Origin of the sequence: Streptomyces sp. NPDC001530, from assembly GCF_042894545.1 — a bacterium.
Taxonomy (GTDB): domain Bacteria; phylum Actinomycetota; class Actinomycetes; order Streptomycetales; family Streptomycetaceae; genus Streptomyces.
Genome location: NZ_JBIAVS010000022.1, coordinates 43,440 through 57,803, shown reverse-complemented (window position 1 = coordinate 57,803; position 14,364 = coordinate 43,440). Strand labels below are relative to the sequence as shown.

The following is a 14,364-nucleotide window of genomic DNA, read 5'->3' as shown; positions in this document are numbered from 1 at the left end:
AGAAACCGGCCCAACTCGCCGACACCCTCAGTACGTAGCGAATCAACGCCGCTTCCGGACCATTCACCGTCCCTGACCTCCGTGGACAGAACACCTAGGCTTTCACCCGGCACCGGCCCGACCCCAGGAGCGTCATCGTGTTCGACCCTGCACCGGAGTACCCGTACCCCGACGGATATCGGCCGGACGAGGTGCCCGCACCGCACGCACTGCTCGCGCCCGTGCTCGGCCTCCTGGGTACGTGGCACGGCCGGGGCCGAGGCGGGTACCCGACGCTCGCCGGGGACTTCGCGTACGCGCAGGAGATCACCTTCAGCCATGACGGCCGGCCCTTCCTGCGCTACGAGGCCCGGGCCTGGCTGCTCGACGCCGACGGCGCACCGCTGCGTCCGTCGGCCCGGGAGAGCGGCTGGTGGCGGCTTCAGCCCGACGGCCGGGTGGAGGCGCTGATCACCCAGCCCACCGGCATCGCGGAGATCGCAGTCGGGCATGCGGCCGAGGACACGGTCGACCTCTCCACCCACGAGGTGGCCCGCACCCCCACTGCCAAGGAGGTCAACGCCACCCGCCGCCGCTACACCCTGACCGACAGCGACACACTCACATTCGTTCACGACCTCGCGGCGGTCGGCCAGCCGCTGCAGCACCATCTCTCGGCACGGCTGCGACGCAAGCGGTAAGCCGGGCCGCCTGGCCCTCGGCGTCGGCCTGGGCGGCCGTGAGGATGCTGTCCCAGGTGCCGTCCGCCGACCAGCGTTTCAGGAAGCGCCAACAACCAGCACGATGCGCAGGGCTGCCCTCACCGCCATGGCCGAGGCCGGGGCACACAGCACTGCGTGGGCCCCGGGCCGAAGGTGATCAGGCCTTGCGTCCCACGCCACCGAACATGGCCACCTCAGCAGGCGGAGCGGAGTCACCTCCGCCGTCCGGACGCCACCGGTTGCAGGAGACCACGCCGGGTTCGAGGAGTTCCAGCCCGCCGAAGAACTCGGCGACGGCGGCGGGGGTGCGCTGCGTCAGCTTCGGCGTGCCGTGCTCGTTCCAGAACGCCACCGCGGCGTCTACGTCGGGCATGTCCGGCCGCGTGATGGTGTGTGAGAGGACGAGGTGGCTTCCTTGGGGGAGCGCGTCCATGAGGCGCCGCACGATGCCGTACGCCCCCTCGTCGTCCTCGATGAAGATGACGACGCCGAGCAGCACCAGCGCCACGGGCTGACCGAAGTCCAAGGTCCGGGCCGCCTGTTCCAGGATCGCGTCCACGTTGCGCAGATCCTCGTCGAGGTAGTCCGTGCGCCCTTCCGGCGTGCTGGTCAGTAGGGCACGGGCGTGCGCGAGCACCAGCGGATCGTTGTCGACATAGACGATGCGGGACTCCGGCGCGACGCGCTGGGCGACCTCGTGCGTGTTGTCGGCGGTGGGCAGGCCGGTGCCGATGTCGAGGAACTGCCGTATCCCGCACTCGCCCGCGAGGTACCGCACGGCGCGCCCGAGGAACAGCCGGTCGGCGCGGGCGTAGTCGCCGATGCCGGGGTGCAGCTTGCGGATCTGGTCCCCGGCCTCCCGGTCCACCTCGTAGTTGTCCTTGCCACCCAGCCAGTAGTTCCAGATCCGGGCCGTGTGCGGCTGGTCGGTCTTGATTCTCTTGCGGACCTCGCTCGACGCGGCGGGGGTCTCGGTCACGGGATGTCCTCCAGGTCAGCCGATAATCGCTCAAGAGGCAACCTAGCGGCAGGAGTTGAGAACAGCGACTCCGCCCATCCCCAGCACCGGACCGAGGACGGGCGACCACACAAGGGACTCGCTGCCGGCCAAGATGCGGCTGCCGGGGACAAGCCGGGTGATGACCTGGCGCCGGAGTCGGTCGGGCTAACGCGTCGGGCGGAGGCCGCCGTGTCGAAGGACGTCTGCGCCCGGTTTGGCGCAGGCGCCTGCGGCGCACGCGGTGAGCCAGTTGTCGAAGTCGGCGTCGTAGCGGGTGCCGATGTCGGAGTTGTAGACGGCGTAGCCGCCCGTGTAGTCGCCGACTCGGAAGTGGGCGAGCATGCGTTGGATGTCCGCCGGGTGGTTCTCCGCCATGTAGCGGACCGCGAGGTAGCCCCAGGGGTAGGTGCGGGTCACGTCGCTGTTTGCGTAGGTGTTCTGGAAGAGCGTGCTCAGTGTGTAGGTGTGCTTGACCGCCTCGCTGACCGCCTGGTCGTCGGTGATGCCGCGGTAGCTGTAGGAGACGTATTCGGCCAGGCCCTCGATCCACCAGACATCGGGAACGGCGGTCTGCTGGGTGAAATCACCCTTCATGTCGTCGCGGGCGTCGAGGTAGTGCGTGTACTCGTGGTTGAGGTTCCAGATCCGGGCCACGAAGCCGTCGTCGTAGTCCTTCTGGTACATGACCGAAACGGGTTGGTTGTGGGGGTCGGTCGGATCTCCTGTCAGGGTGATGCCGCCGTTGTCCGTGCTGACGCCGAAGATCGCCCCGGCGTAGGTCTGGTAGTCGGCGCGGCTGGCGAACACAACGAGTTGGATGGTTGACACGTACTGACCGGGTATGGGGCCCTCGTCCTTGACGATGCTGTGGAAGTACGGGTCCTGGGCCAGCACGTCGGCGCATGTCGCGTCGAGGTCGGCGGCGCTCAGTGCCTGCGCCCGGATGGTGTGCGTCGCGTCGCAGGCGTGGGTGATCGGCAGGGCCGCCTTCGTCAACTTGCCGGCCAGGTCGCAGACGTCGTAGTACGAGCAGCCGGCTGTGTCGTAGTAGTCCGCTTGGGTCGCGACCGCGACCCACAGCTGGGCGGTGGGGCCGGTGATCTTCGAGGCGTTCAACAGGCCCTTGACCAGCGGCCGGACCCGGGCCTGCAGCGCGGGATGCTCGACATAGCGGGCGAGGTTCATTCCGGCGTTGGAGTCGAGGTAGGCACGCTCGGTCCCCAGCAGGTTCATGTGGTGGAGCGCGAACGTGTTGAGGGTGTCGATGATTCCCGGGTCGGCCGTGACCGCGCGGACGTAGGCGGTGTTCCAGTTACCGCGCCACAGCGGGGTGTAGACGTCGTTGACGGCTGCCACCATGCTGCTGATGGCGTCGTAGGAGCTGTTGTATGCGCCCAGCACCCGCCGGTAGACGTTCAGGTAACGGTCCTGCAGGTCCGCACTGTCGGTGAGGATGATGACGTCACCCAGGATGTCGCCGTTCGCGGAGGTGACGTCCCTTGAACGGGGGCGGGCGAAGAAGGCGTCCATACCGCGGCCCGTGGCTGTGGTCAGGGCTGCGCCGTAGGGGCCGACGTCTGACGGGTTGTAGAACTGCACGTAATAGCCGGCGCGCAGGAACAGGACGAGCTGCCACACGTGGGCCGAGTTGTCGCCCCCGTATCTCCTGGCCGCGCTCGTGAAGGCATTCGCGATGGTGGCCATCTGGGCCTCGCGGAAGATCTTGTGCGCGTCTGTACCGGTGACGGTGAACAGGCTGTTGACGCAGTCCATGGTCGAGGCCTTGACGAACGCAACGAGCGCGGATCCGGTCCGGCTGCCGAAGTCGGCCGGAGTGCAGGAGGCCGCCCTCGGCGACTCCTTCGGTCCGGCCGAGGCAGCCGGGTCATGCGGGGGCGTCGCTGCCTTGAGGGGCGGGAGTTGAGCGGGAGTCACCCGTCGGCCGTGCACATCCCGGTCGGAGGCGCCGAGGGTCGAACCGGTCGGTGGCACGGGTGGCGTCGTGTTTTGCGTTCCGGTAACGGCGTTGGTGTCAGCCGGTGACGGGGGCGCGGCGAGCGCCGGCGTCGCCAGCAGGCTGGCGATGGTGGCACCGGCAGCGAGAGCACCGACCACGCATCTGGGCAGGGTGAAGCGGTAGCGCATCTGGACTCCTTCGCGGATAGATGCGCCTCGAAAGCGGTGATGAGGCGTGAGAGGCACCTTCTCAATCCCCATCGGTGCCAACAATGGGGTGTGACATAGCACATTGCACCGCCGGGCCATAACATCCGGGCCTGCGACACCCTTGGCCACGACATCCGCGCCCTGCCACGCCGGTCGCCACGAGATCCGGTCGGACGCCCGGTCCGGCAGGCAGCCGCGCACAGCCCGGTGCGGCCTGAACCCAGCCCCTACGGACCGGCCACGCTCCACGTCCGCGAGGCCCACGCCCTCAAGTGCGGTGACTGCGCGATGAGTTCGCGGTACGCCGCAGTGGCGGAAACGAACAGCGTCTCCGCCACCTCGTCGGGAACCCTGTCGCGTCGCCAGGCCAGCACGTAGCGGCACCACAGCGGTGTGCCGATCAGCGGTTTGACCAACACGTCCGGGGTCGGCCGGAGCGTCGCCTGCACCAAGGACACCCCGAGACCGTCGGCAATCATGTTCTGCAACTGCAGTTGGTCGCCGAGGAATTCGTGCACCGCCACCGGCGAGAAGCCGGCCGCCTCACACGCCGCATAGAAGACTCCCGGCCAGCCGGCCCCGTCGTCAGGTGTCACGAACCACGCATCCTCCGCCAGATCGTCGAGCGCCACCTGGGGGCGATGCCTGAGCCGGTGACGAGCCGACAGGGCCACAAACGTCGGCTCGGTGACGATCCCGCGATGTGCCACCGCTGCGGAATGGCGTAATTCCATTCCGGGATAGTCCGCGGCGATCGCCGCGTCCACCTCGCCCGCTTCCAGGAGTTCGACGATCTGAGAGGACGCGTACACGCTGCTGACGGTGAGCGACACGTCCGGCAGCCGGCTTCGGACCCGGACCACCATGCCCGACAACACTGGTGAGTTGGTCGCGGCCACGCGCAGGATCCGACGCGTTCTCGCCGAGCCCCCGGCAGGACGGCGCTCAATCGCCTCCGCGCGCGCGAGGACGTCCCGTGCCTGAGTAACGACCTCCCATCCGTATGGCGTCAGCCTCACACCCGACACCCCGCGCTCGAACAGCGACTGACCGAAGAAGCGCTCGATCCGCTGGAGCTGGGTGCTCATGGCCGGTTGTGAGTACCCCAGATCCGACGCGGCCCGACCCACGCTCCCCGCATCGGCGATCGCGCACAGCACCCGCAGATGCCGAAGCTCCAGCTCCATCCGCCCTCTCCCCGTCCGCATCACCGTGCCGCGCAGCCACACGACCGTGACAACGATGCCGCCCTCCGGTTGCACCAGCGGAGGGGAAGCGTTCCATCGCACCGTCTTACCCACAAGACACGGATGCGCCGCTTCAGCACGATGCTGCGCCATCCCGTCGTCGGCGACCTGACGCTCGACTGGGACGCCCTCGGCTGCGTGAACGACCCCGGCCGGCAACTCGACGTCTGGACCGCTGAACCCGGCACGCCTTCCCGCGACGGCCTGGGCATCCTTGTCTCCCGGTCCGCCGAAGGCACCCGGTCCGTGTCCGGGACCGCCGACTGACGATCGTCGACCATGCGTTCGGTCGCGTGCTGCCACCCGTCGCCCGCCGCGCCTGGTCCAGCGAGCGGTGAGACAGGCCCACGCACCCGGCCTACGCCGAAGGCCAACCACCCACTGGACGGCGGTCGGCACCAGACCGCTGGACCATGTGCCGCTGCACGGCGCGGACGGCACGGCGCTGTTCCGTGCCGTACGCGCCGTTGCGTGGCTGACTCAGCAGCTCAACGGTTCGGCGTCAGCACTGCTGCGTCGGGCGCGGGGGCCGGGGTGATCCGGCGGCCCGGGATGGCCAGTGCCGCCACCGCTCCAGCCAGCGACAGCGCACCGCTGACCGCGATCGACGCGGTGAACCCGTCGGTGAAGGCGGCCGGGCCCGCGTAGCTCCCGGTCTTGCTGAACACCAGGGCCAGCACCGCGACTCCGAACACCCCGCCGAGTTGGCGGCCGGTGTTGAACACCCCGGAGGCCTTGCCGATCTGCTCGGGCGTGACCGCGTTGAGTACGGCGGTCTGGGCGGCGGGCATCGCCATGCTCACGCCGGTCCCGGCGATGAGCATCGGAGCGATCATCTCCCCGTACGGCACGGACGGTGTGGCGACGAGCGCGAGCCATCCCATCCCGGCCGCCTGCAAGGCGAGCCCGAGTGCGGCCGGCGGCCGCGCGCCGACCCGGTTCGTCAGCCTGCCCGCCAACGGCGCCACGACCGTTACCGATGCGGTCCAGGCCAGCAGGTGCAGCCCGGCGCCCAGCGGAGTGTCGCCGCGCCCTGTCTGGAAGTACTGCGCCGTGAAGAACAAGGACCCGTACAGCGAGGCGTAGAGGAACACTCCGACCGCGTTGCCCGCCGCGAAGCCGGGAAGCCGGAACAGCCCCAGCGGCACCATCGGCCGCTTGGCCACCCGTTGCCAAGCCACGAAGGCGGCTCCGCAGAACGCGCCCGCGATGAGCGCCCCGACCACCTCGGTGCTGCCCCACCCTGCGGCGTGCGAGCGGACCAGCCCCCACACCAGCCCGAGCGCGGCACCGCTCACCAGCACCAGCCCGCCGGCGTCCACGCTGCCTTCACCGCCGCGGCTTTCCGGGACCCGGCGCAGCACCAGCGGGATCACGGCCAGGCCGATCGGCAGGTTGAGCCAGAAGATCCACTGCCAGGCGAGTCCCTGGGTGACGGCGCCACCCACTACCGGGCCGGCGACCACCGCGAGCCCGGTCAGTCCGGAGAAGAGCCCCAGCGCTTTCGGCCGGTCCGGCGGCGGATAGACGGCGCTGAGCAGCGCCATCGCGAGCGGCATCACCAGTGCCGCACCCGCGCCCTGCACCGCCCGCGCCGCGATCAGCCAGCCCACGCCCGGTGCGAGCGCGCAGGCGGCCGAGGCCGCGGTGAACAGCGCCAGCCCGGTCGTGAAGACCAGCCGCCGTCCGAACCGGTCGCCCAGCACGGCACCGGTCATCAGCAGGACGGCGAAGCTCAGGCTGTAGGCGTTCACCGTCCATTCGAGTTGTTCGATCGAGGTGCCGAGATCCAGCCGGATCCGGCTCAGTGCCGTGGTCACCACGGTGGCGTCGAGCGCCACCATCACCGAGGCCGCGGAGGCGAGCCCCAGAACCCATTTTCTGTCCATGTGAGTACCGACCGGTGGCGCTGCTCAATTGGCCGGGCCGGACCCGATGAATTCCGGAGGCCTGGCGTGTCTGTACAAGAAAGGGAGGAACACAGGGTGACCGTGATCGAGCAGCCGCACGACGAGTTCGTCCGCCTGACCGGGCCGTTCCGACGAGAACTGCTGACCTACTGCTATCGGATGCTGGGGTCGGTGCAGGACGCAGAGGACCTCGTGCAGGAAACCTATCTGCGCGCCTGGCGGTCGTACGAGGACTTCCAGGGCCGCGCCTCGCTGCGCACCTGGCTCTACCGGATCGCCACCAACGCCTGCCTCAACGCGCTGCGGCACAGCAGCCGCCGAGTGCTGCCTGCCGGGCTGGGCGGCCCGGCCACCGACCCCATCACGCTGGGCCGGCGGGATCCGGAGATCCCTTGGCTGGAGCCGATCCCCGACGAACAGGCCGATCCGGCGGCCGTCGTGGCCGGGCGCGCCGGACTGCGGCTGGCCCTCATCGCTGCCCTGCAGCACCTGCCCGCGCGGCAGCGGACAGTGCTCATACTGCGGGACGTGCTGGCCTGGTCGGCGGAGGAGGCCGCCCATGTGCTCGGCATCACCCCAGCCGCGGTGCACAGCACACTGCAGCGCGCCCGGGCCCGCCTTGACCGGCTGGAACCGGCCATCGAAGAGATCGCCGAGCCCGCCGAGCAGGAACAACGCGACCTGCTCGACCGGTACGCCGACGCCTTCGAGCGGGCCGACATCGCCACGCTGACCCGGCTCCTGACTGAGGACGCGGTCTGGCAGATGCCGCCCAATCCGTCGTGGTTCGCCGGCCGCGACAGCGTCATCGGGCTGCTTGCCGTCAGACTGCGCAACAAGGGCACCCGGCTGGTTCCCCTACGGGCCAACGCGCAGCCGGGCTTCGCCATGTACCACAACGGCGACGCCTTCGCCGTCCAGGTCATCACCTTGCGCGGCCCGGCCGTCGCCGCCGTCACCGCCTTCCACGACCCTGCCCTCGTACGGCGGTTCGGGCTGCCTCTGCGGATCGGAACGCCCAACTCCCCGGATCCACACGCCTCATAGGGAAGATCAGCAGTGGTGGCCGCATGTCTCGGAGGGTGAGGACGGCCTTGCCGTTGATGCGGCGGTCGCGTAGGGCGGCGAGCGTCTCATGGGGGCGGTCCGGCGCAGGGCCGAGGTGCCGCCGACCGACTCGACCACCAGGTCGACCGGTAGGCGCTTCCGGGCGGGCACGACGTATAGGCACCGAGGACGAGGAGGTCTTCGTCCTGCTGCGCCACGGCCGTCACGATCGCGCCCGCCGCCGCGGCCAGCTCGACCTGGAACCGTCCCACACCGCCGTCGGCGCCGCTGATCAGAACGCGGCGACCGAGCAGGTTCCCGCCCAGCCGGGGGGCGCGCAGTGCCGTCAGGCCCGCGAAGGGAGGGGGCGCGCCCCGTTCCGCGGTGATCGGCACCGGGGCGCCTTCATACGATGGTCTACCGCGCGGCCGCGGAGGTCGTGCCGGTCCGGCGGGTAGCCGTACGTCCGCTCGCCGGACCGGAGGTGATCACCTCGCTCGCCGTCTGGCCGGCGCCTCCCGGATCCGCGGTGCGGCTGCTCCTGGAGTCGGTCCACGAGGCCCTGGACTGAGAGGCAGAACGCGACCCGCCCCTGTCGGCACAGGGATCAGATGGCCTCAAGTCCCTTGCCCGTCACGGCCAGCAGCGTCTTCTGGCGGTGTTCCTGGCCGGAGGCGATTGAGAGGATGGCGCGGGCGACCCCGGCGGGGTCGAGCGGCACCGGGTAGTGCTCCTTCATGTAGGCCTCGGCCGACTGGCCGGTCCTGGCGCCGTACGCGGCGGCCGCGGCCTCACCGATCGGGGTGCCGACCAGCAACTGGCGCGGGACCAGGGCAACGAACCGGATCCCGAGTTCGCGGGCGTCGGCGGCGGACTGAAGGTAGTCGGCCAGGAACATCTGCATCCGTTTGGCGCCCGCGTAGCCGCCCGACAGCGGCGAGCCGCCAAGCCCGGCGCCGCTCGACACGAGCACCACGGTCGAGTGCGCGCGCAGCGGCCGGGCCAGTGCGGCGCGGCCGACCTCGAAGGCGATCTTGACGTCGACGTTCCACGGCGCCGAGAACGACTCCCAGTTCTGCTCCTCGATCGGCGCCATCCGCGGCCGCGTACCCGCGGCGACCACCACGAGGTCCGGGTCGGCCTCGTCGAGGAGGGCGACGACCTGCGCGGGATCCGTGGCGTCCCGCTCGTGACCGGCGGCCAGGACACGGGCTCCGGCGGCGGTGAGGGCGTCGGCGGTGGCGCGGCCGACGCCGCTGCGGGCACCGATGACGAGGGCATTGCGGATGGTCACGGTGTTCCTCCCAGATGGGTCGAAGCCGCAGGTGTCCTCCGTGCGGGTCCCGGGCTGTCGTACTCGTCGTGGCGGCGCCACCACATGCCGGACTCATTGCGGCCGAGCGGTGCACGGTCGAGCCACTGCTGCATGCTCCAGAGGCCGTCGATGCCGCGCTCGTACGCCGAGTAGGTGTGGTAGACGACACCGTCCTCGCGCGCGAACGCGCTCATGCCCGGTCCCTCGCGCCGGTAGGTGTCCCAGTCCGTGCCCACGGTCGACGCGAACTCGGTGAGCCGGACGCCCAGTTCGCCGGGCGGCAGCCGGAAGTCCCTGTTCTCGCGGAAGTTGTACTCGACGGCTCCCGACCGCCACTCCTCCTCGGTGTGCGCCACCCCGAAGTCGTAGTTGAAGTCGCTGCCGTACGACGACGCCCAGGGGAAGTTCCAGCCCATCCGCTGCTTGTACGCCTGCAGTTTCGCCAACGGGGCCCGCGACACCACGCAGAGGGTGACGTCGTGATGCGCGAGGTGGACGACGGAGCCGTCGAAGCCGTCCGCGATCGCCGAGCAGGACGGACACCCCGCCCTGTAGTCGGGCCCGAACATGAAGTGGTAGATGAGGAGTTGCGAGCGTCCGCCAAAGAGATCCTCCAGGGACGCTGTGCCCTGGTCGGTCTCGAAGCGGTACTCCTTGTCCATGCGGACCCAGGGCAGCTCCTGCCGCTGCCGCGCCAGTTCGTCGCTGTGTCGCGTCAGGACCTTCTCGGCATCGAGCAGGTCCAGCCTGGCCGCGAGCCACTCTTCACGTGTTCCGGTCTTGTGGTCGGTCACGGTCTCTCGCTCTCTTGTGCTTCTGCCATGGCAGATGGGTGTGGCTCGCGCCCTCCGATGTCGTCTCACATCGGTGGCGTGAGTCCGGGAACGGACGAGGGCGCAATGATGATCAGGAGTCCGAGTCCCACGATCGCCAGCGCCGGCGGCACAACGAGGGCGGCCTTCGGGGGGCAGCAGCTTCTGCGCGCGGACGAGGACGGCGATCGAACAGCGGCACCGCGCGCCCCCGACCGCCGTCGGCACGAGCACGCCTCAAAGCTGCCGGCGCCGCGCCCGGCAGCATCATCACCGCCCTCATCGACACATCCACAGGGCGATGAAGGACCCGAACGAATCCAGCCGGGTCGAGACGCCGAATCCATCGTCCCGTCGTCCCGTTCATCTGCCGGACTGCAGCGACCCACGACGCGGTGGTGAGCCCGAGCGTCACCGTCAAGGCGGCCGCCGCCGTCGGGAATCCGGTGCTCGTCACCCCGTCGGCTCCTGTGTCGACCGAGCCCCGTTGCTCAGGACTTGGCACGCTCCGCCGCCGAGAGTTCCGCCAACTGCAGCTCCAGTGCCTTGACCACACCGCCGCGCCAGCCCTCGGCCAGGGACTCCGACAGAGGATCGGGAAAGATGTCCTCCTCGTCCTTCTCCACCCCGTCGAAGATGGCCCGCGCGACGGACTCCGCAGAGGCCTTCGGCACATCGAGGCCCTGGGTCATGTCGGTGTCCACGGGGCCGGTCAGGACAGCATGAACGCGCACGCCCCGCCCGGCCAGCAGGGCGCGCAGCGACTGGGTCAGGGAGAACGCGGCCGCCTTCGAGACCGAGTAGGCCGGAATCAGCGGCAAGGGAGCGAGGCCGTTCACCGACAGGTTGTTGACGATCGCTCCCCGAGAACGAATCAGTAGCGGCAGGAACGCCTGCGTCACGTCGTAGGTGCCGAAGAGGTTGACGGCGAGGTGCCGTTCGAGGACGGAACGATCGTCCAGGTCGTCGTAGAGCGCGATGCCGGCATTGTTGACGAGGACATCGAGAGATTCGACTTCATCGACGGCTCGTCGCATCTGCGCCGCGTCGGTCACGTCCAGGGCCAGGGGAGTGACACGCCCGTCCGGGTGGGCCAGCGGCTCGCGCGTCCCGACATACACCCGCTCCGCGCCCCTGCTCAAGGCATCCTCGACCAGCTCCCGGCCGATGCCGCGATTGCCCCCGGTGATCAGAACTGCACTGCCCGTGATGTTCGTCATGGCGACGATCTCCCTTGTTCCTCGTGGAAACGCGGTGTGGAATTGCGGTCGCTTGTTGAGACACGGCCGCCTCACGGAAGTCACCGATGACTTTTCGGCCCGGACGGTGTCCTTATCTGGAGGACGAGTGGAAGAGGCGAGGCGAGAATGTCGTGGTGATCGAATCGACCCTGGCCCGTGCCCGGGCGGGCGACGGGGAAGCGTTTCGCGAGCTCACCGAGCCCTACCGGCGCGAGCTCCAGCTGCACTGCTATCGGATCCTCGGCTCCGTGCAGGACGCGGAGGACACGGTCCAGGAGACCCTCCTGGCCGCCTGGCGCGGGCTCCGGGGATTCCAGGAGCGGGCCTCCGTACGCGCCTGGCTGTACCGCATCGCGACCAACCGCTGCCTGAACGCGCTGCGCGACACGGGCCGCCGACCGCAGCCGCAGCAGCCGGCCCACCCCCCGCTCGACGTGCCCGAGCCCACGCGCCGCTCCGAACCGACCTGGTTCGAGCCCTACCCGGACGCCCTGCTGGAGGACCTGCCGGACACCGCCCCGGGACCGGAGGCCCGCTACGAAACGAGGGAGGCGCTGGCGCTGGCGTTCGTGGCCGGACTCCAGCGCCTGCCGCCGCGGCAGCGCGCGGTACTGGTGCTGCGCGACGTGCTCGGCTTCCGCTCAGCCGAGGTGGCCGACCTGCTCGACAGCAGCGCCGTCTCGGTGAACAGCGCCCTGCAGCGGGCGCGTGCGGCCCTGGAGGGCCAGCTGCCCGCGCGCGACCGGGCGCCGCTGCCGCGCTCACCGCGTGAACGCGAGCTCGTCGGGCGGTTCGTGGAGGCGATGGAGAGCTCCGACGTCGAGCGGCTCGTCGCTCTGCTGACCGACGACGCATGGCTGACGATGCCACCCGAGCCCCTCGAGTACCAGGGACACACGGCGATCGCCCGGTTCTACCGGACCCGCGCCTGGTGGGGCGGTCAGGCGCTCCGGCTGGTACCCACGCGCGCGAACGGCCAGCCGGCGTTCGGCTGTTACCTCCGCGATCCCAAGAGCCCGATCGCCCACGCGTACGGGCTGGTGGTGCTCGCCCTGGAGGACGACCGGATCTCCGCCATCACCCGCTTCGGCGACAACAGCCTCCTCCCGTTGTTCGGGTTGCCGAGAACGCTGCGCGTTTAAGGACTTATCCGGGCGATCACGTGACTGCGTCCTGGCCCAATAGCGCGCAACGGGGGAGATCCAGCGTCGTCGAAGACGAACACGTCGGCCGCGTGAGTGCCTGCCCCCGCGCCCACCCGGGCCATCTTCTGCTGGCTGGTCGCCTTCGGGCGGGGGAGCGGATCGACACGGAAGGGGGTGACTGGCCTCGTGGCGTTCACCCTGCCGGTGTGATGATCTCCCGTTTGAGGATCTTGCCGCTGGGCCCCGTCGGCAACTTGTCCACGAGCCACACCTCTCGCGGGTACTTGTACGCCGCCACCCGTTCCTTGACGAACTTCCGCAGTTCGTCGGGCGTGGCCTGCGCGCTCGGGCGCAGGACCACCGCGGCCGCGATCTCCTCGCCCAGATGTGCGTCCGGCACACCCACCACCGCAGCAAGCGCGACGGCCGGGTGCTCGTGGAGCACCTCCTCGATTTCGCGTGGGTAGACGTTGTAGCCCCCGCGGATGATCATGTCCTTCTTGCGGTCGACGATGTAGAGGTAGCCGTCCTCGTCCTGCCGGGCGAGGTCGCCGGTGCGCAGCCAGCCGTCCGGGATGGTGGCCGCCGTCTCCTCGGGGCGGTTCCAGTACCCCTTCATCACGTTCGGCCCGCGCACGGCCAGCTCTCCGATGTCGCCGAGGACCACGTCCTGGCCCTTGTCGTCCAGCAGTCGCACCTCCACGTCCTGGATGGGGGTGCCGATGGATCCTGCCTTGCGGGGCCGGTCGGGGTGGTTGAAGGTGACCACCGGACTGGTCTCGGACATGCCGAAGCCCTCCAGCACCGCGCAGCCGAAGCGCCGCTCGAAGCCGTGCAGGATCTCCACCGGCAGCGAGGCGCCGCCGGAGACGCACATCCGCAGCGTAGACACGTCGGCCTCCGACGGGTGCTGGAGCAGTGCCGCGTACATGGTCGGCACCCCCTCGAACACCGTGGCCCGGTCGCGGGCGATGGCGTCCAGCACGGTCTGCGGATCGAAACGCGGGACAAGCGTGAGCGAGGCGCCGCTGCGGACGGCCACACTCATCGTGCAGATCTGGCCGAAGATATGGAAGAGCGGCAGACAGCCCACCACCACGTCGTCCGGCGTCATCTGCTGCACGTGGATCGCGTTGACCTCGGTGTTGTGCCGCAGCCCGGCGTGGGTGAGCGCGGCGCCCTTGGGCCGGCCCGTGGTGCCGGAGGTGTACAGCAGCACGGCCACGTCCTGGCCGTCCGTCTCCGTCACCTCGATCAGCGGCTCGTGGCCGGCCAGCAGTCCGGCGAAGGCGCCGGGCTCGACGTCCATGTGCCGCACCGTGGCGGCGGCCGCGCCCTGCGCGCCCTCGCCCGGCGCCTGGTGCCATTCGAACAGCAGCACGGCCCCGGAGTCGGTCAGGTGGTACTCGGTTTCCCGCTTCTTCAGCAGCGGGTTCAACGGCACGACGATCGCCCCGGCGCGCAGCACGCCGTAGTACAGGACGACGAACTCGGGGACGTTGGGCAGCATCAGGGCGACCCGGTCTCCCGGTCGTACGCCCTCGGCCCGGAGCAGCGCGGCGGCGCGGGCACTGGCCTCGTCGAGCTCCGTGTAGCTGGTGACCTGCCCTCCCAGGCGCAGCGCGGGCCGCCCCGGCTGCCGCCCTGCCGTCTCCACCAGGAACTCCGCCAGATTGGCCATAACCCGCCTCCACGAACGTCACCGTTGAAATCCGCTGTTCACGTGGACGACATCGTGCTGCCGTCCGCTGCCATGGCCTATGGGCCGTATGACAGCGCC

Annotated in this window: 14 protein-coding genes; 5 read left to right on the top strand and 9 right to left on the bottom strand. The window is 69.8% G+C overall.

Features of this window, described 5'->3' with window-relative positions; translation table 11 throughout:
• Positions 1-137 precede the first annotated feature (137 nt).
• Complete coding sequence (locus ACFY0T_RS37545; protein WP_388881336.1) at positions 138-680, top strand: FABP family protein; 543 nt, start codon at positions 138-140, stop codon at positions 678-680.
• Between the two features lie 178 nt (positions 681-858).
• Here ACFY0T_RS37545 and ACFY0T_RS37540 read toward each other — a convergent pair whose 3' ends face one another.
• The 3 genes from ACFY0T_RS37540 to ACFY0T_RS37530 all read right to left on the bottom strand — a co-directional run bounded on the left by ACFY0T_RS37540 (position 859) and on the right by ACFY0T_RS37530 (position 5,054).
• Positions 859-1,680, bottom strand: coding sequence for an SAM-dependent methyltransferase (locus ACFY0T_RS37540; RefSeq protein ID WP_388881333.1), 822 nt, complete (start codon positions 1,678-1,680; stop codon positions 859-861).
• A gap of 186 nt (positions 1,681-1,866) precedes the next feature.
• The gene (locus tag ACFY0T_RS37535) at positions 1,867-3,846 is read right to left on the bottom strand and encodes a collagenase (RefSeq protein ID WP_388881330.1); all 1,980 of its coding nucleotides are present in this window, start codon (positions 3,844-3,846) and stop codon (positions 1,867-1,869) included.
• A gap of 248 nt (positions 3,847-4,094) precedes the next feature.
• Entirely contained in the window at positions 4,095-5,054 is a 960-nt protein-coding gene (locus ACFY0T_RS37530) for a LysR family transcriptional regulator (protein WP_388881327.1), read from the bottom strand.
• Here ACFY0T_RS37530 and ACFY0T_RS37525 point away from each other — a divergent pair.
• Entirely contained in the window at positions 5,034-5,381 is a 348-nt protein-coding gene (locus ACFY0T_RS37525) for a hypothetical protein (protein WP_388881324.1), read from the top strand. The two genes, ACFY0T_RS37530 and ACFY0T_RS37525, sit on opposite strands and share 21 nt — an antisense overlap.
• A 221-nt stretch (positions 5,382-5,602) precedes the next feature.
• Here ACFY0T_RS37525 and ACFY0T_RS37520 read toward each other — a convergent pair whose 3' ends face one another.
• Positions 5,603-7,003 (bottom strand): MFS transporter, encoded by a 1,401-nt coding sequence (locus tag ACFY0T_RS37520; RefSeq protein ID WP_388881321.1) that lies wholly within the window; start codon positions 7,001-7,003, stop codon positions 5,603-5,605.
• 96 nt (positions 7,004-7,099) lie between these two features.
• On the opposite strand from ACFY0T_RS37520, the gene ACFY0T_RS37515 reads away from it, so the two are divergent.
• On the top strand, positions 7,100-8,071 hold the full coding sequence (locus ACFY0T_RS37515; RefSeq protein ID WP_388881318.1) for a sigma-70 family RNA polymerase sigma factor: 972 nt from the start codon (positions 7,100-7,102) through the stop codon (positions 8,069-8,071).
• A gap of 86 nt (positions 8,072-8,157) precedes the next feature.
• Here ACFY0T_RS37515 and ACFY0T_RS37510 read toward each other — a convergent pair whose 3' ends face one another.
• Complete coding sequence (locus ACFY0T_RS37510) at positions 8,158-8,466, bottom strand: hypothetical protein (protein ID WP_388881315.1); 309 nt, start codon at positions 8,464-8,466, stop codon at positions 8,158-8,160.
• A 17-nt stretch (positions 8,467-8,483) separates the two neighbouring features.
• Here ACFY0T_RS37510 and ACFY0T_RS37505 point away from each other — a divergent pair, with 17 nt between their 5' ends.
• On the top strand, positions 8,484-8,642 hold the full coding sequence (locus ACFY0T_RS37505) for a hypothetical protein (RefSeq protein ID WP_388881312.1): 159 nt from the start codon (positions 8,484-8,486) through the stop codon (positions 8,640-8,642).
• A gap of 36 nt (positions 8,643-8,678) precedes the next feature.
• On the opposite strand, the gene ACFY0T_RS37500 is transcribed toward ACFY0T_RS37505, so the two are convergent.
• The 3 genes from ACFY0T_RS37500 to ACFY0T_RS37490 form a co-directional block, all read right to left on the bottom strand.
• Entirely contained in the window at positions 8,679-9,365 is a 687-nt protein-coding gene (locus tag ACFY0T_RS37500; RefSeq protein WP_388881309.1) for an SDR family oxidoreductase, read from the bottom strand.
• On the bottom strand, positions 9,362-10,180 hold the full coding sequence (locus ACFY0T_RS37495; protein WP_388881305.1) for a DUF899 domain-containing protein: 819 nt from the start codon (positions 10,178-10,180) through the stop codon (positions 9,362-9,364). The genes ACFY0T_RS37500 and ACFY0T_RS37495 overlap by 4 nt, the downstream gene beginning before the upstream one ends.
• Before the next feature lie 509 nt (positions 10,181-10,689).
• The gene (locus ACFY0T_RS37490; protein ID WP_388881302.1) at positions 10,690-11,418 is read right to left on the bottom strand and encodes an SDR family NAD(P)-dependent oxidoreductase; all 729 of its coding nucleotides are present in this window, start codon (positions 11,416-11,418) and stop codon (positions 10,690-10,692) included.
• Positions 11,419-11,573: 155 nt separating this feature from the next.
• On the opposite strand from ACFY0T_RS37490, the gene ACFY0T_RS37485 reads away from it, so the two are divergent.
• Positions 11,574-12,581, top strand: a complete 1,008-nt coding sequence (locus ACFY0T_RS37485) for a sigma-70 family RNA polymerase sigma factor (RefSeq protein WP_388881299.1) — start codon at positions 11,574-11,576, stop codon at positions 12,579-12,581.
• Positions 12,582-12,777: 196 nt separating this feature from the next.
• Here ACFY0T_RS37485 and ACFY0T_RS37480 read toward each other — a convergent pair whose 3' ends face one another.
• Positions 12,778-14,265 carry a long-chain fatty acid--CoA ligase gene (locus ACFY0T_RS37480; RefSeq protein ID WP_388881296.1) on the bottom strand — a complete coding sequence of 496 codons (1,488 nt, stop codon included), beginning with the start codon at positions 14,263-14,265 and terminating at the stop codon, positions 12,778-12,780.
• Between the last annotated feature and the right edge of the window lie 99 nt (positions 14,266-14,364).